Annotated in this window: 24 protein-coding genes and 1 riboswitch; of the genes, 16 read left to right on the top strand and 8 right to left on the bottom strand. The window is 64.0% G+C overall.

The window, feature by feature from the left end:
* Window positions 1-77 precede the first annotated feature (77 nt).
* A complete protein-coding gene (locus tag CD932_RS01715) occupies window positions 78-1295 on the top strand; it encodes an MFS transporter (protein WP_094441128.1) in 1218 nt (405 codons plus the stop codon).
* A 90-nt stretch (window positions 1296-1385) separates the two neighbouring features.
* Here the strand turns inward: CD932_RS01715 and CD932_RS01710 are convergent, their stop codons facing one another.
* Entirely contained in the window at window positions 1386-1805 is a 420-nt protein-coding gene (locus tag CD932_RS01710) for a DUF4952 domain-containing protein (RefSeq protein ID WP_094441127.1), read from the bottom strand.
* Between the two features lie 106 nt (window positions 1806-1911).
* Between CD932_RS01710 and CD932_RS01705 the strand changes: the two genes are divergently transcribed.
* Window positions 1912-3732: a DUF4153 domain-containing protein gene (locus CD932_RS01705; RefSeq protein WP_094441126.1), complete on the top strand. Its 1821-nt coding sequence runs from the start codon at window positions 1912-1914 to the stop codon at window positions 3730-3732.
* A gap of 6 nt (window positions 3733-3738) precedes the next feature.
* On the opposite strand, the gene motA is transcribed toward CD932_RS01705, so the two are convergent.
* Complete coding sequence (gene motA / locus CD932_RS01700; protein ID WP_094441125.1) at window positions 3739-4602, bottom strand: flagellar motor stator protein MotA; 864 nt, start codon at window positions 4600-4602, stop codon at window positions 3739-3741.
* 129 nt (window positions 4603-4731) lie between these two features.
* A complete protein-coding gene (locus CD932_RS28650) occupies window positions 4732-4905 on the bottom strand; it encodes a hypothetical protein (RefSeq protein ID WP_176460846.1) in 174 nt (57 codons plus the stop codon).
* A gap of 100 nt (window positions 4906-5005) precedes the next feature.
* Between CD932_RS28650 and CD932_RS01695 the strand changes: the two genes are divergently transcribed.
* From CD932_RS01695 to CD932_RS01660, 8 genes are all read left to right on the top strand, one after another.
* Window positions 5006-6064 carry a DUF4105 domain-containing protein gene (locus tag CD932_RS01695; RefSeq protein ID WP_094441124.1) on the top strand — a complete coding sequence of 353 codons (1059 nt, stop codon included), beginning with the start codon at window positions 5006-5008 and terminating at the stop codon, window positions 6062-6064.
* A gap of 47 nt (window positions 6065-6111) precedes the next feature.
* Entirely contained in the window at window positions 6112-7362 is a 1251-nt protein-coding gene (locus CD932_RS01690) for a DEAD/DEAH box helicase (protein ID WP_094441123.1), read from the top strand.
* Window positions 7363-7447: 85 nt separating this feature from the next.
* Window positions 7448-7912 (top strand): hypothetical protein, encoded by a 465-nt coding sequence (locus CD932_RS01685; protein WP_094441122.1) that lies wholly within the window; start codon window positions 7448-7450, stop codon window positions 7910-7912.
* 139 nt (window positions 7913-8051) lie between these two features.
* Window positions 8052-8900: a response regulator gene (locus tag CD932_RS01680; RefSeq protein WP_176460845.1), complete on the top strand. Its 849-nt coding sequence runs from the start codon at window positions 8052-8054 to the stop codon at window positions 8898-8900.
* Complete coding sequence (locus CD932_RS01675) at window positions 8897-9229, top strand: hypothetical protein (RefSeq protein WP_094441121.1); 333 nt, start codon at window positions 8897-8899, stop codon at window positions 9227-9229. The genes CD932_RS01680 and CD932_RS01675 overlap by 4 nt, the downstream gene beginning before the upstream one ends.
* Window positions 9226-10059, top strand: a complete 834-nt coding sequence (locus CD932_RS01670; protein WP_094441120.1) for an HDOD domain-containing protein — start codon at window positions 9226-9228, stop codon at window positions 10057-10059. The genes CD932_RS01675 and CD932_RS01670 overlap by 4 nt, the downstream gene beginning before the upstream one ends.
* 24 nt (window positions 10060-10083) lie before the next feature.
* Window positions 10084-11544, top strand: a complete 1461-nt coding sequence (locus CD932_RS01665) for an ATP-binding protein (RefSeq protein WP_094441119.1) — start codon at window positions 10084-10086, stop codon at window positions 11542-11544.
* Window positions 11541-12851: an HD domain-containing phosphohydrolase gene (locus CD932_RS01660; protein ID WP_094441118.1), complete on the top strand. Its 1311-nt coding sequence runs from the start codon at window positions 11541-11543 to the stop codon at window positions 12849-12851. Before CD932_RS01665 ends, CD932_RS01660 begins: the two co-directional genes overlap by 4 nt.
* Here CD932_RS01660 and CD932_RS01655 read toward each other — a convergent pair.
* The 5 genes from CD932_RS01655 to ribB form a co-directional block, all read right to left on the bottom strand.
* A complete protein-coding gene (locus CD932_RS01655) occupies window positions 12827-14167 on the bottom strand; it encodes an ATP-binding protein (RefSeq protein ID WP_094441117.1) in 1341 nt (446 codons plus the stop codon). The two genes, CD932_RS01660 and CD932_RS01655, sit on opposite strands and share 25 nt — an antisense overlap.
* 82 nt (window positions 14168-14249) lie before the next feature.
* A complete protein-coding gene (locus CD932_RS01650) occupies window positions 14250-14921 on the bottom strand; it encodes a hypothetical protein (protein ID WP_094441116.1) in 672 nt (223 codons plus the stop codon).
* On the bottom strand, window positions 14918-15928 hold the full coding sequence (locus CD932_RS01645; protein ID WP_094441115.1) for an MlaD family protein: 1011 nt from the start codon (window positions 15926-15928) through the stop codon (window positions 14918-14920). The genes CD932_RS01650 and CD932_RS01645 overlap by 4 nt, the downstream gene beginning before the upstream one ends.
* A gap of 31 nt (window positions 15929-15959) precedes the next feature.
* Complete coding sequence (locus CD932_RS01640) at window positions 15960-16772, bottom strand: ABC transporter permease (RefSeq protein ID WP_094441114.1); 813 nt, start codon at window positions 16770-16772, stop codon at window positions 15960-15962.
* Between the two features lie 67 nt (window positions 16773-16839).
* Window positions 16840-17484, bottom strand: a complete 645-nt coding sequence (ribB, locus tag CD932_RS01635) for a 3,4-dihydroxy-2-butanone-4-phosphate synthase (protein WP_094441113.1) — start codon at window positions 17482-17484, stop codon at window positions 16840-16842.
* 96 nt (window positions 17485-17580) lie between these two features.
* Window positions 17581-17731, bottom strand: a riboswitch (FMN riboswitch).
* Between the two features lie 163 nt (window positions 17732-17894).
* On the opposite strand from ribB, the gene CD932_RS01630 reads away from it, so the two are divergent.
* From CD932_RS01630 to CD932_RS01605, 6 genes are all read left to right on the top strand, one after another.
* A complete protein-coding gene (locus tag CD932_RS01630; protein WP_094441112.1) occupies window positions 17895-20801 on the top strand; it encodes a pitrilysin family protein in 2907 nt (968 codons plus the stop codon).
* A gap of 28 nt (window positions 20802-20829) precedes the next feature.
* Window positions 20830-21027, top strand: coding sequence for a hypothetical protein (locus CD932_RS01625; protein ID WP_065306651.1), 198 nt, complete (start codon window positions 20830-20832; stop codon window positions 21025-21027).
* Window positions 21028-21169: 142 nt separating this feature from the next.
* Window positions 21170-22738, top strand: coding sequence for a methyl-accepting chemotaxis protein (locus tag CD932_RS01620; protein ID WP_094441111.1), 1569 nt, complete (start codon window positions 21170-21172; stop codon window positions 22736-22738).
* A 91-nt stretch (window positions 22739-22829) separates the two neighbouring features.
* Window positions 22830-23699 carry a ThiF family adenylyltransferase gene (locus CD932_RS01615; RefSeq protein ID WP_094441110.1) on the top strand — a complete coding sequence of 290 codons (870 nt, stop codon included), beginning with the start codon at window positions 22830-22832 and terminating at the stop codon, window positions 23697-23699.
* Window positions 23699-24799, top strand: coding sequence for a nitroreductase family protein (locus tag CD932_RS01610; RefSeq protein WP_094441109.1), 1101 nt, complete (start codon window positions 23699-23701; stop codon window positions 24797-24799). The genes CD932_RS01615 and CD932_RS01610 overlap by 1 nt, the downstream gene beginning before the upstream one ends.
* Window positions 24800-24801: 2 nt before the next feature.
* A complete protein-coding gene (locus CD932_RS01605) occupies window positions 24802-25467 on the top strand; it encodes a transferase (protein ID WP_094441108.1) in 666 nt (221 codons plus the stop codon).
* Window positions 25468-25473 lie beyond the last annotated feature (6 nt).

Below are 25473 nucleotides of genomic sequence, written 5' to 3'. Positions count from 1 at the left end.
GAATGTCATTCTATCGGAAAACAGGCGATAGCAATTTGCATACACTACAAGCTGACCAGTATAAATCAGGGGAAGACATGACATCAACCTTGCGCAGCGACGCGCACGTGATCGGCCTGGTGGGCCTGGCGCACGGTGTCTCGCACTTTTATCACTTGATCCTGGCGGCCCTGTTCGTCTGGTTGAAACCCGCCTTCGACCTCAGCTATGCCGAACTGGGCCTGTTGATGACGGTGTTTTTCATTATCTCGGGCGTGGGCCAGGCGCTGGCCGGCTTCGTGGTCGATCGCTTCGGCGCGCGCGCCGTGCTGTTTGCAGGAATGTTACTGCTCGGAATATCGGCCCTGGCGCTGGCCCAGGCGCACAGCTATACCGGGCTGATGCTCGGCGCCATGCTGGCCGGCACCGGCAACAGCGTGTTTCATCCGGCCGACTACACCATTTTGAACCAGCGCGTCTCGCCGGGCCGCGTGGCCTATGGTTTTTCCATGCATGGCATCAGCGGCAATATCGGCTGGGCGCTGGCACCCCTGTTCATGACCTTCATGGCCACCCATTACGACTGGCGGGTGGCCTTGATGAGCGCGTCCGTATTGCCATTATGGGTGCTGCTGGTGTTGTTCCTGAACCGCCATGCGATCCGCCCCGAGCCCTTGAAGAGCCGCGCCGCGCCGGCAAAAGGCGGCCTGCCTGCCGAAGGCACGCTGTCGTTTTTACGCCTGCCGGCCGTCTGGATGTGCTTTGCCTTCTTTTTTATTACCGCCATTGCCCTGGGCGGCATCCAGAGCTTTGCCAGCGTGGCGCTGGTGAAACTGTATGGCATGAGCCTGGCGCTGGCCACCAGTGCCTATACGGCCTATATGCTGGCCTCGGCGGTCGGCATGGCCGCCGGCGGCGTGCTCGGCGCGCGCAGCACCCATCCTGACCGCAACGTGGCGATTGCTTTTTCGGCGGCGGCGCTGCTGGCGGTGCTGCTGGGCATGAGTCTGGTGCCGGCCTGGGGCGCGGTGGTGCTGATGGGCGCGATCGGCCTGACGTCCGGCGTGGCGGGGCCGTCGCGCGACCTGATGATACGCGCGGCGGCGCCACCGAACGCCACCGGCCGCGTGTATGGCGTGGTGTACTCGGGGCTCGACAGCGGCCTGGCCGTGGGACCCTTGCTGTTCGGCGCGCTGATGGATGGCGACCAGCCGGCGCTGGTGTTCGTGTTCATCGGCGTGTTCCAGGCCCTGGCGATCGTTACGGCAGTCGGCGTCGGTGGAAAAGCGCGCGCGGTGGCGCTGCAAAAGGCATAAAATCATGACTATATGTAATGCCCTCGTGCCTGGCACCCTGGAAATGCCGGGCCATGTGCTGGTGACCAGGCACGCACTGGCATGCAGGCTTCAGGGATCGTGTGCGTAGGCGCTGACATTGAGCTCGAAATGGTCGATCTGCGCCCAGGCTTTGCGTGTGCGCACCGGTGTCTCGCCCGAGGCCATCACCAGCATGTAGCCGATGCCGGTGCGGCGGTCGCGCCAGAAATGCGGCGAGCTGTCCCAGGCGCAGCAATAGCGTTTCAGTTCAGGCAAACCGTAGCTGCTGCGCAGATAGCGTTCTGCCTGCAGGGCATGGCTGCCATCGACCCGGTAGCGTGCGACAAGGGGCTGGTCCTGCAGATTTACTTCCTGTTTGCAACCTTGATAGACCAGGTAGTCAGGTTTGTGCTTGAGCTTGGCCAGCAGGTCGCCGCAGGCCAGTTCGGCTTGCGCGGCACCGGCCGCCAGCCATGACAGCAGCGCCAAAAATTTCAATCTTCGCATCATTGCTTCCCCCTTCACTCACGATGGTAGTGTGCATCGCCGGCTTGAGGCAGGCATAGCGAAATGCAATAATGCCCGAACAATACCGTAGCAGACCATAAGGACATCCATGCAAGCCACAACTGGCAACCCGACTGTTTTACTCGATCCGGTGGTCGCGCCGCGCATCGCCGTCGCGCGCCTGCTCGCGGGCGTGCTGCAAGGCTTGTTGTTGTACTGGCTCTACGGCGCGGCGCAGGCCAGGGCCTGGCCCGCCACCGAACCCTGGCTGCTGGCGCCGCTGATGCTGGCGGGCTTGCTGCTGCCGGTGCTGCTGGTATCCAGCCTGGGCCATCTGTCGCCGCGCCGCATCGGGCTGTGGATGACGGGCGCGGCGCTGGTATTGGCCATGCTGGCGCTGCACGATGTGTCGCGTGGCGGCGAGCATTTTATATGGGGCAACTACAAGCCCGGTGCGCCACTGCGGGTGATTTCGGCGCAGCTGTTCGGTTTTTGCGTGGTGGGCTGCTATATTGCCCACGCGCTGGTGCTGGCCAGCGCGCAGGACGGGCGCCGCCTGGCCAGCTATCCGACGTATTTTGAAGTCGCCTGGAAGCTCGGCATCCAGTTAGTGTTTTCCCTGCTGTTCGTGGCGGTGCTGGTGCTGGTGCTGTGGCTGGGCGGGCAGTTGTTCCTGCTGATCAAACTGGATTTTTTGAAAAGGCTGCTGGGCCAGGCCTGGTTCGTGATTCCCGTGCTGTGCTTTGCCTTCTCGTTTGCCATCCATATCACCGATGTGCGCCCCTCCATCGTGCGCGGGATTCGCACCTTGCTGCTGGTGCTGCTGTCGTGGCTGATGCCGATCGCCGCCGTGCTGGTGGCGGGTTTTCTGCTGACCCTGCCTTTTATCGGCTTCGAGCGCCTGTGGGCCACGCGCCATGCGGCCTCCGTGCTGCTGGGCATGGCGGGCTTGCTGGTGGTGCTGATCAACGCCGCCTTCCAGAATGGCCAGGCGGGCCTGGGCGTGGCGCGCGGCATCCGCTTCGGCACGCGCCTGTCGTGCCTGCTGTTGCCCTGGCTGGTCGGCATCGCCATCTACGCCCTGATACTGCGCGTGATGGCGCATGGCTGGACCTCCGAGCGCATTATCGCCGGCGCCTGCCTGCTGGTCGCCAGTTGTTATGCGACAGGTTATGCCTGGGCCGCCAGCAAGTATGGCGACTGGCTCAACTGGATCGCCAATGTCAACGTCGGCACGGCGTTCATTACCTTGCTGGTGATGCTGGCGCTGTTTTCGCCGCTGATGGACCCGGCCCGCCTGTCGGTGGCCAGCCAGATGGCGCGCTTGAATGACGGCAAGGTCAGCGTCGACAAGTTCGACTTCGAGTACCTGCGTTTCCAGGGCGCCCGCTATGGCCAGGCGGCCTTGCAGCAACTCGCCAACCGCACGGGGCCGGACGCGGCCGTGATCCGCGCGCGCGCCGAGGCCGTGCTCAAGCGCGAAAACCGTTTCGATGACACAGGGGCGTTGAGTGATGTGGCGATCAACCTGACCGTGCGCCCGGCCAGCGCCACATTGCCGGCCAGCTTTTTGCAACAGGACTGGAGCGAGGCCGGTCCAGGCTGGCGGCTGCCCGCCTGTCTGAAACGGGCGGGGCAGCAGTGCGACGCCTATGTGCTTGATTTCGACGGCGATGGCCGCCAGGAAGTGCTGTTGATCAGCAATGATCCGCGCGCCACGTCGGTCTTGCTGGCGGAAAAGGAAGCGGGCGGCTGGTATGCGCGGGCGCAGATCCGCAGCGAGACCCTGCGCTGCGGGCCGCTGCGTGAAAAGCTGCAGGCCGGCCAATTCGCGCTGGTGCCGCCGAAAGTGCGCGAGCTGGAAGTGGACGGCCAGCGCGTGCCGATGATCGTGTACAACGAGCAGGAGGCCAGCTGTCCGGAACAGTAACCTGTGTCAGTTGCGCGTCTTGACCTGGCGCACGTGGCGTTCCAGTTCGCTGAACGATGGGCGCTCGGTGGCCGAAATCACCTTGCGGCCGAACTCGACGGCCAGCGCCGGTGCGTAGCCGTTCAGGCTGGCCAGCAGGGTCACTTTCACGCACTGGTACATCTTGCTGGTTTCATGGTGCTTGCGGCGCAGCAAGCTGGCCAGCGGTGCGATAAAACCATACGCCAGCAAGATGCCGATAAAAGTGCCGACCAGCGCCTGCGCGATCAGCACGCCCAGCTCGGCTGGCGGCAAGCCCACCGACGCCATGGTATGCACCACGCCCATCACGGCGGCCACGATGCCGAAGGCGGGCATGGCGTCGGCCAGCTGCGAAATGGTCTGGATCGGCATTTCCGCGTCTTCATGATGGGTTTCCATTTCGTTGTCCATCAGGTTTTCGATCTGGTAGGCATCCATATTGCCCGACACCATCAGCCGCAGGTAATCGGTAATAAATTCCAGCAAATGCTCGTCACCGAGCGTATAGGGATATTTGGTGAACACGGCGCTGCGGTAAGGGTCGTCGACATCGCCCTCGATCGACATCAGCCCTTCCTTGCGCACCTTGCTCAGGATGTCATACATCAGCCCCATCAGCTCCATATAGCGCGACTTGGTGTAGCGCGCGGTATGAAACAGCGTGGGCAGGGCGGCGAACGTGGCGCGGATGGCCTTGGCGTCATTGCCGACAAAAAAAGTTCCCAGCGCTGCGCCGCCGATCATCAACAGTTCCAGCGGCTGGAACAGCGCCGCCAGATGCCCGCCCTGCAGTGCAAAGCCGCCAAAGACGGAAAACAGCACGACGATAAATCCAAGTATGACCAGCACCAGGTACTCCCCGTAAAATTGCTATAACACAATATTGTAGTGTAACCTGATTCAGAGGCCTTGCATGCATCGCCTGGCGGCTGTTGCTTCAGGAATGTAAGCAATCTGCACAGTTTTTGCCGTCTACCATCACGTTTCGCTTGCTCGCTGCCAGAAACGCAACTTGCTGCCAAACGGGTCGGCCACCTCCATGATGCGGCCCCAGTCCTCGTCGCGCACGCCGGCCCGCGCACAGAAATAGCAATAGAACTCTCCCACCTTGTTTTCCGAAAAACTGCGCAGGATGGGGATGGGGGCGTGCATGCTGTGTTTTCAATAAGGCAGGTGGTCTATTTTAGTGTTTTTCAGCATGGCCTGATCAGCTCAATAGCGTGCTGTACATGCTTGCCTCTATAATCCCGGCATGACTTTCCTATCACCTCGCGCCAGCTCCGTGCTGGCCACGGCCGGCAAACTGGCCGCTTCCCTTGTTATTCTGCTCACCGCCCTGTGGGGCGCACTGGCGCTGTGGTACCAGCTGGCCGGCGGCGTGGCTGCGCAGACCATCGGCGCGGCGCTGTGGGCCGCGCTCGGGGTCGGCAGCATCGCGCTGTGGTGGAGCCGTGGCAGCGCGCGCGCCTTGCTGCCGTATGCGGGCGGTTTTGTGTTGCTGCTGCTGTGGTGGAGCCTGATCGCACCAATGCAGGACCGCAGCTGGGCCGACGACGTGGCGAGGAACGTGACGGGCACGGTCAAGGGCAGCGTGGTGACGCTGGACAATGTGCGCAATTTCGACTGGCGCAGCGACGACGATTACACGGTCAGGTGGGAGCAGCGCAGCTACAACCTCGATGAGCTGCGCACGGTCGACACCGCCCTGTCGTACTGGACCGGCCCGTTGATCGCCCACACCCTGGTGTCGTTCGGCTTTGCCGATGGGCGGTTCCTGACCTTTTCGATCGAGATCCGCAAGGAGAAGGGCGAGCGCTTTTCCGCCATCGGCGGCTTTTTCAAGCATTTTGAAACCAGCCTGATCGCCGCCGACGAGCGCGACATCATTCGCGTGCGTACCAATGTGCGCGGCGAAGACATCCATCTGTACCGCGTGATGATGCCGCACGCCGCCATGCGCTCGCTGTTCCTGGCCTACCTCGACGAAGCCGATGCCCTCAAGCGCAAGCCGCAGTTCTACAATACCTTGACGGCCAACTGCACCACCATCGTCTTCGAGATGGCGCGCCGCATCGTGCCGGGCCTGCCTTTTGACTATCGCCTGCTGGCGTCGGGCTACCTCGACCGCTACCTGTTCGACGTGCGGGGACTGGCGCCGGGCAAGACGTTCCAGCAACTGCGCGATGGCGGCCATATCACGGCGCGCGCGCGGGCCGCCAATGACGACCCGGATTTTTCGCATGCGATCCGGCGCGCCATGCCCGGCTATGACGAGCAGGGAATTCCCGTCAGGCAAATGCCCAAGCAGTAGGCATTGCTTTATACTGGCGCCTTTTCAAGAATACAAGAAGGCCCGCCATGCCATTTTCCTCACTGGGTCTGATTCCCGCACTCGTACGCGCCGTCGGCAAGGCTGGCTATGCCGCGCCGACCGCCATCCAGACCGCCGCCATTCCCGCCATCCTGCGCGGCAGCGATGTGCTGGGTGCGGCGCAGACGGGTTCCGGCAAGACGGCCGCCTACGCGCTGCCGCTGCTGCAGGCGCTGATGGCCCCAAGCTCCGGGCCGCGCCAGGTGCGCGCGCTGATCCTAGTGCCCACGCGCGAATTGGCCGCGCAGGTGGGGCAGACCGTGCATGCGCTGGCCAAGCCGCTGCCCGTCAAACTGAAAATTTCCGTGCTGTTCGGCGGCGTGTCGATCAATCCGCAGATGATGGACTTGCGCGGCGGCGCCGATATCGTCGTCGCCACGCCGGGCCGCCTGCTCGATCTGGTCAGGCACAATGCGGTCAAACTGGGCGGCGTGTCGCTGTTCGTGCTGGACGAAGCCGACCGCCTGCTCGACATGGGTTTTACGGAAGAAATCAACGCCATCCTGGCGCTGTTGCCGGCCAGGCGCCAGAACCTGTTTTTCTCGGCCACCTTCCCCGACAGCGTGCAGGCGCTGGCCGACAGTTTATTGACGCAAGCGGTGCGCATTGAAGTGGCGTCCGAACCGCAGGACAAGCCCGACATCGTGCAGCGCGCCATCACTGTTGATGTGCCGCGCCGCACGCAGCTATTGCGCTACCTGATCTTGCAGCAGCAGTGGGAGCGGGTGCTGGTGTTTGTCGCCACCAGGTACGCGGCCGAACACGTGGCCGACAAGCTGCAGCGCGCCGGCCTGCACGTGGGCGCGTTTCACGGCGAGTTCAGCCAGGGCACGCGCAGCCAGTTGCTGGCCGACTTCAAGGCCGGCCGCCTGCAGGTGCTGGTCGCCACCGACGTGGCCGCGCGCGGCATCGATATCGCCGGCTTGCCGGCCGTCGTCAATTACGACCTGCCGCGCTCGGCCGTCGACTACACGCACCGCATCGGCCGCACCGGCCGCGCCGGCGAAAGCGGCATGGCGGTCAGTTTTATTACCGCCGATACGGAAGCGCATTTCCGTTTGATCGAAAACCGCAACGACCTGCGCATCGTGCGCGAAGTGGTGGCCGGTTTCGAGCCGACCGAACTGCCCACGCCGGCGGGCGCCGTCACCGACACCGTCAACGGCGGCGTCAAGGGGGCGCGCAAGAGCAAGAAGGACAAGTTGCGCGAAGCGGCGGCGAAAGCTGCCGGCAATTAAATGGTCCTTATGTGCGCTGGGCACTGGAGTGCCCGGCCGCCGCGGTCTACTATTGCTGTTCAGAAAGCAAAAATACGGGACGGACATGCACATCAAGACGATCAATACGGCAGCGATGCTGGTCACTGTGGCGTTGCTGGCAGCCTGCGCCGGCCTGCCGGGGCAGGGCGCTGGCAAGCCCGGGCTGCAAATGCCGGGCAAGGCGCCCGTGAATGACGACGTGGCCGCCACCTGGTACAACCCGCCCGGCGAGTTTCCGGGTATTTGCCTGACCCAGTTCAAGGATGGCCGCTTGCGCTTCGATGGCGGCTTTGCTTTCTTCAATCCGGGCCGCTGGTCGTATGATGCGGACAAGGCGCAATTGCGGCTGGAAGTGCGGCCCTGGCCGGATCTGGCCAGCGCCCACGCCCACCAGTCCAAAGCGAGCAATCTGCTGCGCGTGGAGGCGGACAGGAATATGCTGGTGTACGGCGTCAAGGCCGACACGCCCACCATCGGCGTGGGCGGCTTCATTTTCTATCGCGACATGCCTTGCCCTGCAGGCGGTTAACTATCTGCAATGAATACAGGGCAATCGCGAATAGTTCGCCGTATAATTCCAGACAGAAGACTGTCGCCTGGCCGGTTCCAGCCGACAGTCCCCCTGCAGGCAAGCCCCGATGTCGCTGCCGCGATGACAGGATGGTACGATGGATGTGCACCATGCCCCGGTACCCGATCGTACCGATGAAAGACCTGACGCTCCCCGGCGCACGCTGCTGCTGGTCGATGACGAGCAGAATATTCTCGCCGCCCTCAGGCGCCTGCTGCGGCGCGACCCTTACCATATCCTGACGGCCACCAGCGGGCAAGAGGGACTCGATGTGCTGGCCGGCCATGCGGTTGACGTGATCGTGTCGGACCAGCGCATGCCGGGCATGCTGGGCGCCGACTTCCTGCGCAAGGCCAGGCTGCTGTATCCGCAGACCATGCGCATCATGCTGTCCGGCTATACGGAGTTGCAGGCCGTGACGGACGCCGTCAACGAAGGCGCCATTTTCAAGTTCCTGACCAAACCGTGGGATGACCAGCAATTGCGCGGGCATCTCGCCGAAGCGTTCCGCCTGAAAGGCATCGACGACGACAACGCGCGCTTGAACGAGCAACTGCGCGAGGCCAACCTGGCGCTGGCCGTTGCCAATGACGCCATGCAGGCCTTGCTGCACCGGCAGCAGCACCAGATCAGCCGCGATGAAGTCAGCCTGGGTATCGCGCGCGAGGTACTGCAGTTCCTGCCGCTACCGGTGCTGGGTCTGGACGAGGATGGCATGATCGCGTTTATCAATACGGCCGCCGCGCAACTGTTCGAACGCGGCGCGGCGCTGCTGGGCAACGAAGCGGCGCTGGCCCTGCCGCAGTTGTTCCAGGCGCACGCCGATACCCAGCGGAAAGTGACCATCGGCGGCAAGTCGTATGCGGTGGCGCTGCACGCGATGGGCGCGCGCTCGCGCTCGCGCGGCAGCCTGGTGACGCTGTGCCTGGACGGAACGCCGCCATGAACGAGGGCGAACGCGAAGTGCCGCTGCGGCAGGCGCAAGAGGGCGCCATCCTGTCGCGCGCCTTGCGCGACGCCAGCGGTACCGTGCTGCTGGCGCAAGGCGCCGTGCTGACGGCGGCCAGCCTGGCCGCCTTGCACAGGCGTGGCGTGGAAGACTGCTGGATCGTCGCCGCAGCGCCGCCCGATGCCGCCGGCCAGGCGCAGGCCGATGCGGTGCGCCAACGCCAGCTGGAACGCTTGTCGATCCTGTTTCGCGCGACGCCGCCCGATGCCGCCGGCGCCGGTCTGCTGGCCTTGCTGCGGCGTTACCGTCAAGGGGATGATGCATGACACCTTTGATCTTTGACCATGTCATCCGGCAGATCCAGGCACTGCCGTCGCTGCCGGCGGTGGTGCTGGAATTGCTCGCCAGCCTGGAGCAGCAGGATATCGACGTGCATGTGCTGGCGCACAAGATCGAACTGGACCAGGCCATGGCGGCCAAGACTCTGCGCATCGCCAATTCCTCGTTCTACGGCATGCAGTCGGAAGTGACGAGCATCGCGCAGGCCGTTGCCGTGCTCGGTTTTCACAGCATCCGCACGGTTGTCACGGCGTGCGCGTTGACGGGCAGTTTCGCGCCCGTGGCAGGCTTCGACTTCCAGGGCTTCTGGCGCCACTCGCTGGCCACCGCCGTGGTGGGCCGCCTGCTGGCGCCGCACCTGGGTGTCAATCCGGAAACGGCGTTTACGGCGGGCCTGCTGCACAACCTGGGCACGCTGGTGCTGGCGACGCGCTTTCCCGAGCAGCATGCGCAGGTGCGCAGCTATCGCCAGCACCATGATTGCCAGATGATCGAGGCGGAACTTGCCGTGCTCGGCATCGACCATGCGCAGGTGGGCAGCGCGCTGGCCGCCTACTGGAAGTTCCCTGCCGCGATACAGCAGGCGGTCGCCGACCAGCATGCCATCGACCGCCTCGATGCGCCCGGCCTGCCGCTGCTGGTGCACATGGCCAACGCGATTGCCCATGCGCTGGACCTGGCCGGCAGCGAGGAGGCGCTGGTGCCGCCGCTGGCGCCCGCCTGGCGCACGGTGGCGCTGGACGAGGCGCACTGGTTTGCGCTGTTTCGGCAGGCCGAGCGCACGTTCGATGACATGTCGCGCATCATGCTGGCGTGACGCCGGCGACACAATGGGAGCATCATGAGACCAGACGACGACAAGACCTTTCCCGGCGCAGCCCTGTCGGCGTTCTTCGACGGCCATCCGGTGGCCACCTTTGCCATCGATACCGACCATGTGGTGACGCACTGGAACAGTGCTTGCGAGCAGCTGCTGGGCTTTTCTGCCGCCGCGATGGTCGGCACGCGCGAACACTGGAAGGCGTTTTATCGCAGGCCGCGCGCCTGCCTGGCCGACTTGCTGGTGGCGGGCGATATCGGTCTGGGCGAGCAGGGACTGTACCAGGGCAAGCTCAAGGCGTCCTCGTTGATACCGGGCGCCTACGAGGCCGAGGATTTCTTTCCCAATATTGGCGCCAGCGGCCACTGGCTGCACTTCACGGCGGCGCCCCTGCGCGACCGTCAGGGGCGGCTGGTTGGCGTCATCGAAACGCTGCGCGACGTGACCGAGCGGCGCAACGCCGAAAGCGCCCTGCGCCGCGCCCACGATAACCTGGAAAACCTGGTGGCCAGGCGCACGGCGGAGCTGGCCGAGATGAACGAGCGCCTGGCCGACGATATCGCCCAGCGAGAAATCGCCGACATGGCGCTGCGCGAACGCAACCTGGCGCTGACCGAACTGAACGACAAGCTGTCGCTGGCCCAGCAAAAACTGCTGCAGTCGGAAAAGCTCGCCTCGATCGGCCAGCTGGCCGCCGGCGTGGCGCACGAGATCAACAACCCCATCGGCTATGTGTTTTCCAATTTTGGCGCGCTCGAAGGCTACCTGGCCGATCTGTTCACCATGCTCGATGCCTATGAAGGGGCCGAAGCCGATATCGCCACGCCTGATGTGGCGCAGCGCCTGTGCGCCTTGCGCGAACAGATCGACCTGGCTTTCCTGCGCAACGACATCGGCCAGCTGATGAGCGAATCGAAAGAGGGCATCGTGCGCGTGCGCCGCATCGTGCAGGACCTGAAGGATTTTTCGCGCTCCGACGCGCTGCAGCAATGGGTCTGGGCCGATCTGCGCCAGGGCATCGACACCACGCTCAACATCGTCAACAACGAGGTCAAGTACAAGGCCGACGTGGTCAAGCAGTACGGCGACATTCCCGATATCGAATGCCAGCCCTCGGAGCTGAACCAGGTGATCATGAACCTGGTCGTCAATGCGGCCCACGCCATGGGCGAAGAGCGCGGCCGCATCACGCTGCGCACCGGCAGCGAGAACGACAGCGAAGTGTGGATCGAGGTCGAGGACACGGGCAGCGGCATCGCCCCCGAGCATCTGTCGCGCATCTTCGATCCGTTTTTCACCACCAAGGCGGTCGGCCAGGGCACGGGCCTGGGCCTGTCGCTGGCCTACAGTACGGTGCAAAAGCACCACGGCCGCATCGATGTGCGCAGCGTGCTCGGCAGTGGCACCACGTTCCGCATCACGCTGCCCGTGTGCCAGGCGCCGCTGGCCGCACCATCACTTTTACCGGACACCGCACCATGACCAGCATTGCCACCGCGCCGCCGACCATCCTGTGCGTCGATGACGAACCGAATATCCTGTCGGCCCTGCGGCGCTTGTTCCGCCCGCATGGCTACCGCATGCTGACGGCCGACAGCGGCGCCGCTGGCCTGGCCTTGCTGGAAAGCGAGGCGGTGGACCTGGTCATTTCCGACATGCGCATGCCGCAGATGGACGGTGCGCAGTTCCTGGCCCAGGTACGCCAGCGCTGGCCCGCCACCATGCGCCTGCTGCTGACCGGCTATGCCGATATTCAGTCGATTCTCGACGCCATCAACCAGGGCGAGATCTACCGCTACGTGACCAAGCCGTGGGACGAGAACGACATCGTGCTGGTGGTGCGCCATGCGCTCGAGCGGCGCGCGCTGGAACAGGACAAGCTGCGCCTGGAAGCGCTGACGGCCAGCCAGAACGCCGAGCTGCTGGTGCTCAACGCCAGCCTGGAAGAGAAGGTGGCCGTGCGCACGCGGCAGCTCAAACTGTCGCATGACGAGCTGCAAACGGCCAATGACAAGCTCAAGGCGACTTTTATTACCACCATCAAGGTGTTTTCCAACCTGATCGAAATGCGTGGCGGCAAGCTGGTCGGCCATGCGCGCAGGGTGGCCGAGCTGTCGCGCAAGCTGGCCCAGGCGCTGGGCCTGGAGGCGCAGGAGGCGCGCGACGTGTTCATCGCAGCCCTGCTCAAGGATATTGGCAAGCTCAGCCTGAGTGACGACTTGCTGGAACTGCCGGCCAGCGCCTGGAGCGGCGAACAGCTGGCCACCTTTCGCAAGCATCCGCTGCGCGCCGAGCAGTTGCTGATGGCGCTCGATGAACTGCGGCCCGTGTCGGTCATCCTGCGCTCGCAGCTCGAGCGCTTCGATGGCGCCGGCTTTCCCGACGCCCTGGCGGGGCTGGCCATTCCGCTGGGCGCGCGCATCCTGGCGCTGGCCTCGGACTACGACGGCTTGCAGATCGGCGCCATGGTGCAGCGCAGCCTGCGCGCCGACGAAGCGTGCAACCTGGTCTATGACAGCAGCGGCAAGCGTTATGATCCGGCAGTGGTGGCCGCTTTTCGCAGCCTCATGGACCAGACGCAGGCGCCGCCGCGCGACATGGCCGTGCTGTCGGGCGAGCTCGCGCCGGGCATGGTGCTGTCGCGCGACCTGGTCAGCCGTGACGGCCTGATGCTGCTGGCCGGCGAACACGTGCTGACGGCGCGCGTGATTGCCCAGCTGCTCGATTTCGAAGGCAAGAATGGCGGACGCCTGGCGATCCGCGTCTATCCGCCCGCCAAAGCGCTCTGAGGCAGCGCTTCGGTCAGCTGCGCCGCCGGCGGCGCCACCGGCAGGTGCACGGTAAAGCGCGTGCCGCGCCCCGGTTCCGATGCCACCTCGATGCGTCCGCCATGCTTCATGACGATGCCGTACGACAGCGACAGGCCCAGGCCGGTGCCGCTGCCGACGGGCTTGGTGGTGAAGAACGGCTCGAAGATGCGGTGCAGGTGTTCGGGCGCAATGCCGGCGCCGGTATCGCCGATCTCCACCCATACCCAGCCGTCAAGATGCCCGGTGCGGATGCTGATCACGCCATCGCCGGCGATGGCCTGGCCGGCGTTGACCAGCAGATTCATGAACACCTGGTTCAGCTGCGAGGGCAGGCATGCGATGGGCGGCAGCTGGCCGTACTGCTTGTCGATGCGTGCCTTGTACTTCAATTCGTTGCCGACGATATTGAGCGTGCTGTCGAGGCCCGCATGCAGATGGGCGACCTGCCAGTCCGTTTCGCCCACGTGCGAAAAATCCTTCAGCGCCTGCACGATGTCGCGCACCCGTTTGAGCCCATCCATCGACTCGCCCAGCAGGTCTTTCACGTCCGACTGCAGGTAGGCCAGGTCGGCCTGCTGGCGTACCTGCGCCACGCACTCGGCCAGCGAGGCGCCATCGAGCGGCTGGCGCATCGCCGCCTCGTACCGGGCTATCACGTCGAACAGGGTGGCGACATAGGCTTGCAGCGAACTCATGTTTGAATTCACGAAGCCGATCGGGTTGTTGATCTCATGCGCGATGCCGGCCGCCAGCTGGCCGATGGAGGCCATTTTTTCGGCTTGCAGCAACTGCTCGTGCGCCTGCTGCAATTTGCTGATCAGGCGCTGCTGCTCCTCGCCGCGCGCCTGCAGCATCGCTTCCATGCGCTTGCGCTCGGTAATGTCGGTCAACGAGCCGATCACCTCGCACGGCACGCCGTGCTCGTCGCGCACCAGGCGCAGGCTGTCGTGCATCCACAGATAATTGCCATCGCTTACGCGGAAGCGGTATTCATAGGCGCGCGCGCCTTGCACGAAGATCTGCGCCAGGCTGGAAAAAATGCCGGGCGCGTCGTCCGGATGGATATGGTCGAACCAGAAGTTGGGATCGGCCACCATCTCGTCGGGATGGTAGCCCAGCACGTTCAGGGCATTGTTGCTGACAAAGGTCATCTTGAAGTCGCCGCTGGGCACGGTGCAATAGATGATCGATGGCGTGTTGTCGAGCAGGTACTGCAGGCGCCCGTGGCTTGTGCCCGTCGCCACGCTGTCGGCTGGCGCCACGGCGTTGGGAAAGCTGAAGTCTTCGAATTGCATCCTCGCACCTCACCGCATCGGTGGCCGGGAGATCGGCCTGCCTCCGATTATGCCCGAAGCCGGCGCCGCCGGCATGGCAATTTTACGGCGCGGGCGGCTCGCCGACCAGCGCCATGCGGCGCGCGATGCGTTGCGCCTCAGGCGCGTCGCCCGCCTGTTCGGCGCGCAGGCGCTGTACCCCCAGCCAGGCCAGCAGCGGGCGGCGCCAGCCCTGGTCCGACGCGGTCGTGACCGCCATGTCGAGCAGCTCGGGGCTGGCGCGGCCGGCGCGCAGCAGCACGCCGGCCGCCACCAGTTTGCCCAATGGCTCCTTGATGGCGGCCGCGGCGCTGGCCGCCTGCGTATCGGACGTGGCGGCGGCCACCGCGCGCTGGCTTGCGGGCAGCAGGGCGGCGTCGGACGGCTGCGCCGTACCGGCCAGATAGCGGGCGTAGGCGCGGTCGGCGTCACCGGCGTCCTCGCGCAGGGCCTCAAAACCGGTGCACGGCGCGAACGCCAGGCTGGCCACGCGCGTGGCGCAGCGCAGCAGTTCGACCCTGGCGATCAGCTCGACCTTGCCGGTGCCGGCCACCTGGCTGCGCGCGCGCTGGAATTCCGTCTGTTCCACCAGCGTCCTGCCGGCGAGGTAAGCCGCTTCAAAGCGCTCGATCGCACTTTGTGCATTCATTTTCCAGTCCGGCACCGGCGGGCCGCTGGCGCAGGCGGCCAGCAGGCTTGCCAGCGTGGCGGCGAGAAAGGGGCGTGTGATGGTCATGGCAGGATAATCTCCGGATTGCGCTTGAACGGCCATTTGCGGTTGATTTCATTGACCAGTTGCTCGACCTTGCGCAGATTGCTTTCCACGTCGGCGCGCAACGGGCCCAGGTCGGCCGTGGCGGCCCTGGCATTGGCGCCCACGGCTTGCGCCTCGACCAGCACGGCGTCGACTTTTTTGAGGCTGTTGCGGGTGTCGGCCAGGAGGGCGTTCAACTGCACGATGGTGGCCTGCGCATCCGTCATCACGCCTTGCGCGCCAAACACGCGGCGGTCGGCATTGGACACCAGGCCATCGGTGCGGTGCGCCAGCTGGTCGGCCGTCACCAGGAGGGCGTTGGCGCGTTCGATCAGCAGTCTTGATTGCTTGTCGTCGCCCGTCAAGAGGCCCATGGCGCCGCCGGGGCCGCTGAGCTTGCCGGTGACCGCCTGCACATTGCGCAGGGTGGTGTCGAGCGCCGAATCGGTGGCCGTCAGCGTGCCCAGGTTGGCCAGCAAGTCCTTGGCGGCGGCCAGCAGGCGCGGGATTTCGGCCGCCATGTCGCCCACCAGCAGCTCGCGCGTGGCTTCGTCGGGCAGCGCCGGATCGGTCAGTATGCCGCTGTAGGCGCGCAGCTTGGCGCCGCCGACAATGCCGCGCTCCAGCGTGAAAATGCTGCTGGTGCGCAGCCAGTGCGCATCTTTTTTCGGCACGTCGACGATCACGCGCGCGCGGCCGGTGGGCGCCAGTTCGATGCGCTGCACGCGACCGATGGGAAAGCCGGAAAAGGTCAGGTCGGCGCCGACCACCACGCCGTCGGAGTCGTCGGCGGCCAGCACCAGCGTCTGCGTCGCCTCGAACGCGCCGCGCGCATACATCAGGTACAGCACCGAGCCGACGATCAGCGCGAACATGGAGACGAGCAGGATGGCCGCCTTCAGTTCGGCATGGCGCACCGGCGGCGGCGCGGGCAGCACGGCCTCGGGCGCCGTGATGTCGGTCTGGTCTGGAGTGGAGGGAGTGCTCATGGCTTGGTACTCGAAGTAAAGTGATCGGACATCAGTAGTAGTTTCCCATCAGCGAGGCCACTTCGACCAGCAGGATGACGGAAAACAGGCGCAGCATTTCGGACAGGCCGTGCGCGGCAAACAGGCGCTGGCGGTGGTGGGCGTCGGGCCGATGGTAGGACGACGACAGCGGGATCAGGGCCACGGCAAAGCTGAAGAACACCACCTTGAGCATCAGGATCAGCACCACCGCCGGATTGAAGATCTGTCCCACCACCCGCGTGTAACCCTGCAGCGCCCACGGCGTAAAGCCGTAGATGGTCAGATAGGCGAGGATCAGCGAGCTGACGCAGCTGGCGATGGCCAGCATCCAGACGGCGAAGATGCCCGATATCACGCGCGGAAAATACTCGCCGCGCAGCAGGTCCGTGCCTTGCCGCTGCAGCTTGTCGAGCAGGCCGTTCGAGCGCATTTGCGCAAACGCGATGCCGTCGGGCAGGGTCAATCGCAGCGCCACGAACAGCGCGGCGGTGAGCGGGATCAGTTCAAGCACCAGCACGCGCACCACCATTTCCAGCGCATAGCGCGACAGGCCATAGCTTTGCGCGCTGACCACCACGATGCGGATCAGCACCAGGCTGACCAGTGTGCAGGCGACGCTGAACCAGACCAGGTTGGGGGCGGTATTGCTGACCAGGCGGTGCGCGAGGATGGGGCGATTCTGCCGGTTGTAGCTCGACGGCGACAGCGTCAGCGAAAAGATCAGGGTCGAAAACTGCAGCAAACGCCACCAGCTGACGAACCAGGCCATGGCGACCCGGTTCAGGCGGCGCAGGCGAATGATGATGGAGGTGGAAGCTGTCATCGTGGCATCTTATCATTGCCCGTGCCTTGCCCGCGCTTCCCTTGCGCCGCCGCCTGCCTCCTGGCCCTTACTCCTGCAGCTTGCGCCAGGCAACCATCTCTTCGATGGTCAATATCGGCATGCCGTGCAGCTCGGCAAAGCGTTCGATATCGTCGCCGCGCATCATGGTGCCGTCCGGGTTCATCAGTTCGCACAGCACGGCGGCCGGGTTCAGGCCCGCCATGCGCGACAGATCGACCGATCCTTCCGTGTGGCCACGGCGTTCGAGCACGCCGCCGGGCGCGGCGCGCAGCGGAAACACATGGCCGGGGCGCACCAGGTCCGATGGTTTTGCATCGGGCGCGATGGCGGCGCGGATGGTGGTGACGCGGTCGGCGGCCGACACGCCCGTGGTGACGCCCTCGCGCGCTTCGATCGAGACCGTGAAAGGTGTGCCGTAGCGGCTGCCGTTGTCAAGCGACATCGGTGGCAACTCCAGCGTTGTCACTGTCTCGGCGGGCAGGCACAGGCAGACGATGCCGCTGCATTCGCGGATCAACAAGGCCATGGTTTCGTTCGTCAGTTTTTCGGCGGAAATGATCAGGTCGGCTTCGTTTTCACGGTCGAAATCGTCGAGCAGGATCACGGGCAGGCCGGCGCGCATGGCGGCCAGGGCCGATTGCATGCGACCTTCAAGGTCATGGGACAGGACGGTGTAGCTGTTGACTAACATGGTGGAACGCTCCTCGCACAGGCGAAAAACGCTGCAGGGCAAGCGCACAGGCGCAGCAGGCCGCTACGCGCAAAGCGAGCGGACAGCAGGTCTGACGCACATCTTCTTTCATCCGGACTATACCGTCGGCCCCGGAGTCACACCGGATCTGCTGACCCTTTCAAGCGAAACTTGAAAAGCGCTCGCGGGCTTGACCGTTGCCGGTCTTACCGCCGGTGGGGAATCGCACCCCGCCCCGAAGACGTATTGTTGTGCCGGTCCACATGACCGGCGGCAATACTTTAGCATAATTCAGGCACCTGGGCCGGAGCTTGTCCTTTGTATCGCAGTATGTCCTCTAAGCTATTTTTAATCGGTGGGCCGGCAATTCGGTGTAAGGTATGCTTGTTGCATCTACCCTATGAGAACACATGAAGCTGAGTAAATTACGCCTGATCTCGGGCGCCGTGCTGCTGGCCTGCGCGTCCCTGGCGCACGCCGATCTCCGTTTGAGCGATGCGCTGCCGGTGGCACCGGAAGTGACGGTCGGAAAGCTGCCGAACGGCCTGACCTATTACATCAAGAAAAATGCCCGCCCGGCGCAGAAAGTCGAATTGCGCCTGGTCGTGAAAGCCGGCTCCATCCTGGAAGACGACGACCAGCAGGGCCTGGCGCACTTTACCGAGCACATGGCCTTCAATGGTTCGACGCATTTCAAACGCAATGAACTCATTTCATATCTGCAATCGATCGGCGTGAAATTCGGCGCCGACCTGAACGCCTACACCAGCTTCGACGAAACCGTCTACGTGCTGCCGATTCCCACCAACAAAAAGGGCAACCTGGAAAAAGGTTTCCTGGTGCTCGAGGACTGGGCCCATGGCCTGAAATTCAACCCGGCCGATATCAACAGCGAGCGCGGCATCGTGCTGGAAGAGGCGCGCCTGGGCAAGGGCGCCAGCGACCGCATGAACAAGGTGCTGTATCCGAAACTGCTGAACGGTTCGCGCTATGCCGAGCGCATGCCGATCGGCAAGGAAGAGATACTGAAAACCTTCAAACCCGATACCATCAAGCGTTTCTACAAGGACTGGTACCGGCCCGACCTGATGGCCGTGATGGTAGTGGGCGACATCGAGCCGAAGCAGGCTGAAAAACTGATCCGGCAGCATTTCGGCAAGCTGAAAAACCCGGCCCGTCCGCGTGCGCGCCTGTATGCCGACGTGCCGCAGCGCGCGCAGACGGAAGCGCTGGTGATCACCGACAAGGAAGCGGCCGACGACAGCGTGTTTATCCGCTATCCGATCCGCCCGGCGCAGGAACCGGTGACGATCGCCGACTATCGCCGCCAGATGATCGAAAACCTGTATGGCCAGATGCTCAGCGCGCGTATGCAGGAACTGACGCAGCAGGCCAACCCGCCCTTTATCCAGGGCGGCAGCAGCATGGGCAAGCTGGTGCGCGGCTATGAATCGTTCAGCGCCTACGCCTTGCTGGGCAAGGGCGGCGTGCAGCCGGCCATCGATGCGCTGGTGCGCGAAGACGAACGGGCGCGCCGCTTCGGCTTCAGCCAGGACGAGCTCGATCGCGCGCGCAAGAACATGCTGCGCAACTATGAGCGCGCCTATAACGAACGCGACAAGTCCGACTCCGCCGGTTTCGTGGCCGAGTATTCGCGCAACTTCCTGGAGCAGGAAGCCATCCCCGGCATCACCAACGAGCTGATGTATGCGCGCGAATTGCTGCCGCAAGTGACTTTGCAGGAAATCAACGAGACGGTGGCGAAAGCCATCCCCGAGCAGCAAAAGAAACTGGTGGTCTTTATGGGGGCTGAAGCCAAGGCTGGCGCTGCCGCATCGAATGTGCCGAGCCAGCAGCAATTGCTCGATGCGGTGGCCAGCGCCGAACAGCAGAACATCGCGCCGCAGGCGGAAAAAATGGTGGCCGGCAGCCTGATGGATGGACCGCCGTCTGGCGGCGCCATCGTCAGCGAGAAGCTCAACAGTGCGATTGGCGTGACGGAACTGACGCTGGGCAACGGCGTGCGGGTGCTGTTGAAACCTACCGATTTCAAGAACGACCAGGTGCTGATGGGCGCCACCCGCTTCGGCGGCCAGTCGCTGTATGACGACGCCGATATCTACAACGCCCGCTATGCCAGCGCCGTGGTCGGCAGCATGGGCCTGAAGGGCATGACGCCGCTGGACCTGCAGAAAGTGGTGGCCGGCAAGACCGTCAACGTGGGTGCCTCGCTGGGCGAACTGAGCGAGGGTTTTGGTGGCTCGTCGAGCAGCGCCGATATCGAATCGATGCTGCAACTGGTGTATTTGTACATGCATGACGTGCGCAAGGATGGCGACTTGTTCCAGTCGTATATCGGCAAGCAGCAGGACCTGGCAAAAAACACCCTGGCCCAGCCCGACGCGGTGTTCTACGATGCCGTGCAGCACACCCTGTTTGGCAATAACCCGCGCATCGACGGCGTACCGCGGCCGGCCGACTTCGACAAGGTCAGCCTCGACCGTTCGCTGGCGATCTTCCGCCAGCGTTTTTCCAGCGCGCGCGACATGACCTTCATTTTCACGGGCAGTTTCGAGCTCGACAAGATCAAGCCCCTGATCGCCAGCTATCTTGGCACCTTGCCGGTGACCGAAGTGGCGCACGCCTACCGCGATGTCGGCATGCGTCCGGTGCAAGGGGTGGTCAAGCAAGCCGTCTATGTGGGCAGCGAACCGAAAAGCACGATTTCGATCACCTTCACGGGTGACGTCGCATACTCGGACGAGCAGAAGCTGACTTTGCAAGCGCTTGGCGAAGTGCTGAACCTGAAGGTCATCGAGGTGCTGCGCGAAAAGATGAGCATGATTTACGGCGGCGGTTTTGAAACCGCGATGGGCCAGCACCCGTATGGGCATTATTCGGTGGCGCTGTCGCTGCCGACGGCTCCTGAAAACGTCGACAAGGTGATCGCCGCCGCGTTCGCCGAAATCAATAAAGTAAAAACGGACGGACCGAGCGTGGCCGACCTGGAGAAGGTCAAGCTGAACTGGATCACGCGCCAGCAAAAGGCGATGCGCGAAAACAATTACTGGATGAGTCAGCTGATGGGCTCGGTAACCCAGGACCGCGACCCGACACAGATCCTGCGCTACGCGCAGCGCGTGCGCGCCATCACGCCGCAAGCGGTGAAACAGGCCGCCCAGCGCTACCTGAACATGAATAATTATGTGCAGGTGGTGTTGTATCCGGAGCAGGCAAAGGTGGCGGCAAACAACAGCCAGCAAGATACCTGGAGGCGGGCGCGGCCGGAAATGTTAAACTGGAGCCTGCCGAGGTGATGGCAAATGAACTCTCAGAAAGCGCAAGATGGCCAAGAAAGAAGAACTCGATCCGGAAACCCTGGAACTGATTAACTGGTGTATCGAAGTCGAAGGCTTTTTAGTTGCCGGCGGCGCCACGGTGGAACAGGCGCAGGACCATATCGAAGAACAGGTCGAGTGGTTTACCGACCAGTTCTATGATGGCCTGACGCCGGAAGAAGCAGCCAAGGAAGCATTGGCCTGAACGCTGGGCCTCACAGCGGCATATTGCCGCATCAGAAACAATAGCGGGCGGTGCCTGCCGGGCGCCAGCCCGGTAGCGCTGCCCGTTTTGCATTTTTAAAAATGTTTTCCCGGGTTCTACCTTCACTTTTCGGACATACGCCATGACACTCCGTTCACGCATCCTTTTGTTATGTTTCAGCACCTTGCTGGGCATTGTCCTGATCGCATCGTTCTCCCTGTATTCGCTGCGCCAGACCATGATGGCCGAGCGCACCGGGCAAGTGTCGGTGCTGATCGAACTGGCCAATGCCGCAGTGGAAAAAGCCTATGCGCTGGAGCAGTCCGGCAAGCTGACGCGTGAGCAGGCCCAGCAGCAAGCCAAACTGGCATTGAGCAGTTTCGTCAAGGATGAGATGTATTTTTTCGTGCGCGATTACACCACCGACATCTTGTATCTGCACATCAAGAAGGACCGTATCGGTGTGCCGCAAAAAGGCGCAAAGGAGGCCGGTGACCGCTATCGCGCGGCCCTCGCCCAGAACCGTATCGGCGTGTTGCAGACCAACGGCAGCCGCCCCGGGGTGGCCGAACCGGTGGCGAAACTGTTTGCGCTGATCAAGTTCGCGCCCTGGGACTGGCTGATCGGCACCGCTACCTATATCGACGACATCAATGCCGCCTTCTGGGCCCAGGCGCGCGTGCTGCTGGGTATCGGCGTGGTGCTGATGCTGGTGGTGGCCGCGCTGGCCGCGCTGATGCTGCGCCGCATACTGGGCCAGCTCGGTGGCGAACCCGACTACGCCGCCGCCATCGTTGCGCAAATTGCCGGGGGCGACCTGACCACGCCGGTGCACACGCGCGCCGGCGACTCCGGCAGCCTGTTGATCGCGATCAGGGTCATGCGCGACAAGCTGGCCCATCTGGTGAGCCAGGTGCGCAACGATGCCGAGTCGATTTCGTTGGCCTCCGGTGAAATCGCCGCCGGCAATCACGACTTGTCGGCGCGCACGGAGCAGCAGGCGGGTTCGCTGGAAGAGACCGCTTCGACGATGGAGGAAATGACCGCGACCGTGCGCCAGAATGCGGACAATGCGCGCCAGGCCAACCAGTTGGCTATTTCTGCATCGCAAGTGGCCAGCCAGGCCGGCGGCGTGGTCGGCCAGGTGGTCGAGACCATGGGCGCGATCAACGCTTCGTCGAAAAAGATCGGCGACATCATCAGCGTGATCGACGGCATCGCCTTCCAGACCAATATCCTGGCCTTGAACGCGGCCGTGGAAGCGGCGCGCGCGGGCGAGCAGGGCAGGGGGTTTGCCGTAGTCGCCACCGAGGTGCGCAACCTGGCGCAGCGCTCCAGCCAGGCGGCCAAGGAGATCAAGCAACTGATCGACAGTTCCGCCGAGCAGGTCGGCACCGGTGAAAAGCTGGTGGCGCTGGCAGGCGACACCATGGCCAGGGTAGTCGCCAGCGTGCAGCAGGTCACCGATATCGTGGCCGAGATTTCTTCGGCCAGCAGCGAACAAAGCACCGGCATCGATCAGATCAACCAAGCGATTGTCGAGATGGACAACATGACCCAGCAAAATTCGGCGCTGGTGGAGCAGGCGGCGGCGGCGGCGCAGGCCATGAACGAGCAGGCGGCGGGCCTGGCGCAGCTGGTCAGCGTGTTCAAGGTGGCTGCCACGTCGGGCCAGGACGGGTCGCGCGCGACTGCGCTGCTTCTGAAATAAATTTCAGGTATTTCGGGAACTTTTTATCGTAATGCCTGTCAATACTTTCTTGGTTCTTGCGTAATGACGCAAGGCATCCGGAAAGGTGAGCATGACAGACGGTTTTTCTTATCACGCGGCATTTGCCCGCAACCTGGGCTGGGTCACGCGGGCCGAACAGGACAGCTTGCGTGGCAAGCGCGTGGCCATTGCCGGCATGGGCGGCGTCGGTGGCGTGCATTTGCTGACCCTGGCACGGCTGGGCGTCGGCGCCTTCCATATCGCCGATTTCGATACCTTCGATATTGCCAATTTCAACCGCCAGGCCGGCGCCATGGTGTCGACCTTGGGCCAGCCCAAGGTCGAGGTGCTGGCGCAAATGGCGCGCGACATCAATCCCGAACTCGACATCAAGCTGTTCCCCGACGGTATCAATGACGCCAATCTGGCCGAGTTTTTTGACGGCGTCGACCTGTACGTGGACGGTCTCGATTTCTTTGCCTTTCCCGCACGCCAATCGACCTTTGCCATGTGCGCCAGGCTGGCGATCCCGGCGATCACGGCCGCGCCGCTGGGCATGGGCACGGCGGTGCTCAGTTTCCTGCCCGGGCAAATGACGTTCGAGCAGTATTTCGGCTGGGGCGATTTGCCCGAAGAAGAAAAAGCGCTGCGCTTCCTGGTGGGCCTGGCGCCGGCCGGCCTGCACGGGCCTTACCTAGTCGACCCGTCCGCCATCAACCTCAAGGAGCGGCGCGGGCCATCGACCATCATGGGGTGCCAGTTGTGCGCGGGCGCGGCCGCTACCGAGGCGCTGAAGATCCTGTTGCGGCGCGGCAAGGTGATCGCGGCCCCGCATGGCATGCATTTCGATGCCTATCGTAACAAAATGGTGCATACCTGGCGTCCGGGCGGCAACCGTCACCCGCTGCAGCGCCTGGCCATGGCCCTCATCAAGCGGCGCCGCGCCGCCAGGGGGGCCTGATGACAAACAGCTTGGCGATCGATCCCGTGCTGGAAGCGATCCTCGACCAGGGGCGCTGGGCGCCCAGCGGCGACAATACCCAGCCCTGGCGCTTCGAGGTGCGCGGCCCGCGCCATGTGGTGGTGCATGGTTTCGACACGCGCAGTCACTGCGTGTACGACCTCGACGGCCATCCCAGCCAGTTGTCGCTGGGCGCGCTGCTGGAAAGCCTGGCGCTGGCGGCCAGCCGCCATGGCCTTTCGATGGACGCGCGGCGCCGCCCAGGCATGCCCGATCACTTGCCCACCTTTGACGCCGTCTTTATCGACGCGCCCGGCCTGGCGCCCGATCCGCTGGCGGCCTTTTTGCCGCAGCGCACGGTGCAGCGCCGCAGGCTCAGCACGCGCAGCCTGCGCGTGAGCGAAAAGGCGGCGCTGGCGGCCAGCCTGCCGGAAGGCTACGGCGTGCTGTGGCTGGAGGGAAAGCGCACGCGCTTCGCTTGCGCGCGGCTGATGTTCAACAATGCCCGTTTGCGCCTGATCATGCCCGAGGCGCACCGGGTGCACTGCGCCGTGATCGAATGGAATGCGCGCTACAGCGTGGACCGCATGCCGGACCAGGCACTCGGGGTCGACCCCATGACGGCCAAATTGATGCGCTGGATCATGCGCAGCTGGCGCCGCGTGGATTTCTTCAATACCTGGCTGGCCGGCACCCTGGCGCCACGGCTGCAGATGGACTTGCTGCCAGGCTGGTACTGTGGCGCGCATTTCGCGCTGCTGGCCCAGTCGCCACCGCGCCATGTCGACGATTACGTGGCGGCCGGGCGCGCCATGCAGCGCTTCTGGCTGACGGCTACCGAGCTCGGCCTGCAGATGCAGCCGGAACTGACGCCGTTGATCTTTGCCCGCTATGTGCGCGAGCGCCGCGTGTTTTCCCGCACCGAAGGCTTGCAGGAGGTGGCGCAGGAGCTGGCCGTGCAAACGCGCGCCTTGCTGGGCGAGCAACATGCCGAACGGGCCGTGTTCCTGGGCCGTATCGGCGCCGGCGCGCCGGCCCAGGCCCGTTCGCTGCGCCGGCCACTGCGGGAACTGATCGTGACGCCGGGCGCGAAGGACTAGCCATGCGCAAGATCGGTACGCAAGAAATCGTGGTGTTCCTGTGCCTGCTGGCCTTGATCCTGCTGCTTGGCGTCGGCAGCGCGGTCTTGCTGCTGGGCTTGCTGCCGCCGGGCGAGTTTCGTGCTGTCGCGGTGGTGTGTGCGGCCGTGCTGCTGGTGTATCTGTTTGCCTTCGCGGTATACAGGCTGTGCTTGCGCGTGCTGCCGCTGCGTGCAGGCGCCGCCGCGCCCGGTTCGCGCGAGGAATTCGCCGCCAACCTGAATATTTTGTTTTATCTGCTGCTGTTCAATTCCCTGATCCGCACGCACTTCCTGCCCTTGCCCCTGCTGCGCCTGGTCTACCTGGCGCTGGGTGCCCGGCTGGGCAGCAATACCTACAGCGCCGGCGCTCTGCTCGATCCACCGTTGACCACCATCGGCAGCGACAGCATTGTCGGCCACGATGCGGTGATATTCGCGCATGTGATCGAGGGCGACAGGCTGGAACTGCGCCCGGTGATGATCGGCAATCGCGTGACCATCGGCGCCCATGCGGTCATCATGGCTGGCGCGCGCATCGGCGATGGCGCGATTATTTCCGTGGGCGCCGTGCTGACCAAGGACAGCGTGGTGGGCGCCGGGGAAGTATGGGGTGGCATTCCGGCGCGCCTGCTCAGGAAGCAGGCGTGACCCTGG

The organism is Janthinobacterium sp. PC23-8, assembly GCF_002250505.1.
GTDB lineage: Bacteria > Pseudomonadota > Gammaproteobacteria > Burkholderiales > Burkholderiaceae_D > Janthinobacterium.
Note: the sequence above shows the minus strand (reverse complement) of the source record. Positions and strands in the feature narration are given on the sequence as shown.

What these genes read in the sequence shown, in the direction of transcription:
- CD932_RS01715 (WP_094441128.1), top strand. Translation starts at nt 78, where the DNA reads ATGACATCAACCTTGCGCAGCGACGCGCACGTGATCGGCCTGGTGGGC.
- CD932_RS01710 (WP_094441127.1), bottom strand. Translation starts at nt 1,805, where the DNA reads ATGATGCGAAGATTGAAATTTTTGGCGCTGCTGTCATGGCTGGCGGCC.
- CD932_RS01705 (WP_094441126.1), top strand. Translation starts at nt 1,912, where the DNA reads ATGCAAGCCACAACTGGCAACCCGACTGTTTTACTCGATCCGGTGGTC.
- CD932_RS28650 (WP_176460846.1), bottom strand. Translation starts at nt 4,905, where the DNA reads ATGCACGCCCCCATCCCCATCCTGCGCAGTTTTTCGGAAAACAAGGTG.
- CD932_RS01695 (WP_094441124.1), top strand. Translation starts at nt 5,006, where the DNA reads ATGACTTTCCTATCACCTCGCGCCAGCTCCGTGCTGGCCACGGCCGGC.
- CD932_RS01690 (WP_094441123.1), top strand. Translation starts at nt 6,112, where the DNA reads ATGCCATTTTCCTCACTGGGTCTGATTCCCGCACTCGTACGCGCCGTC.
- CD932_RS01685 (WP_094441122.1), top strand. Translation starts at nt 7,448, where the DNA reads ATGCACATCAAGACGATCAATACGGCAGCGATGCTGGTCACTGTGGCG.
- CD932_RS01680 (WP_176460845.1), top strand. Translation starts at nt 8,052, where the DNA reads ATGGATGTGCACCATGCCCCGGTACCCGATCGTACCGATGAAAGACCT.
- CD932_RS01675 (WP_094441121.1), top strand. Translation starts at nt 8,897, where the DNA reads ATGAACGAGGGCGAACGCGAAGTGCCGCTGCGGCAGGCGCAAGAGGGC.
- CD932_RS01670 (WP_094441120.1), top strand. Translation starts at nt 9,226, where the DNA reads ATGACACCTTTGATCTTTGACCATGTCATCCGGCAGATCCAGGCACTG.
- CD932_RS01665 (WP_094441119.1), top strand. Translation starts at nt 10,084, where the DNA reads ATGAGACCAGACGACGACAAGACCTTTCCCGGCGCAGCCCTGTCGGCG.
- CD932_RS01660 (WP_094441118.1), top strand. Translation starts at nt 11,541, where the DNA reads ATGACCAGCATTGCCACCGCGCCGCCGACCATCCTGTGCGTCGATGAC.
- CD932_RS01655 (WP_094441117.1), bottom strand. Translation starts at nt 14,167, where the DNA reads ATGCAATTCGAAGACTTCAGCTTTCCCAACGCCGTGGCGCCAGCCGAC.
- CD932_RS01650 (WP_094441116.1), bottom strand. Translation starts at nt 14,921, where the DNA reads ATGACCATCACACGCCCCTTTCTCGCCGCCACGCTGGCAAGCCTGCTG.
- CD932_RS01645 (WP_094441115.1), bottom strand. Translation starts at nt 15,928, where the DNA reads ATGAGCACTCCCTCCACTCCAGACCAGACCGACATCACGGCGCCCGAG.
- CD932_RS01640 (WP_094441114.1), bottom strand. Translation starts at nt 16,772, where the DNA reads ATGACAGCTTCCACCTCCATCATCATTCGCCTGCGCCGCCTGAACCGG.
- ribB (WP_094441113.1), bottom strand. Translation starts at nt 17,484, where the DNA reads ATGTTAGTCAACAGCTACACCGTCCTGTCCCATGACCTTGAAGGTCGC.
- CD932_RS01630 (WP_094441112.1), top strand. Translation starts at nt 17,895, where the DNA reads ATGAAGCTGAGTAAATTACGCCTGATCTCGGGCGCCGTGCTGCTGGCC.
- CD932_RS01625 (WP_065306651.1), top strand. Translation starts at nt 20,830, where the DNA reads ATGGCCAAGAAAGAAGAACTCGATCCGGAAACCCTGGAACTGATTAAC.
- CD932_RS01620 (WP_094441111.1), top strand. Translation starts at nt 21,170, where the DNA reads ATGACACTCCGTTCACGCATCCTTTTGTTATGTTTCAGCACCTTGCTG.
- CD932_RS01615 (WP_094441110.1), top strand. Translation starts at nt 22,830, where the DNA reads ATGACAGACGGTTTTTCTTATCACGCGGCATTTGCCCGCAACCTGGGC.
- CD932_RS01610 (WP_094441109.1), top strand. Translation starts at nt 23,699, where the DNA reads ATGACAAACAGCTTGGCGATCGATCCCGTGCTGGAAGCGATCCTCGAC.
- CD932_RS01605 (WP_094441108.1), top strand. Translation starts at nt 24,802, where the DNA reads ATGCGCAAGATCGGTACGCAAGAAATCGTGGTGTTCCTGTGCCTGCTG.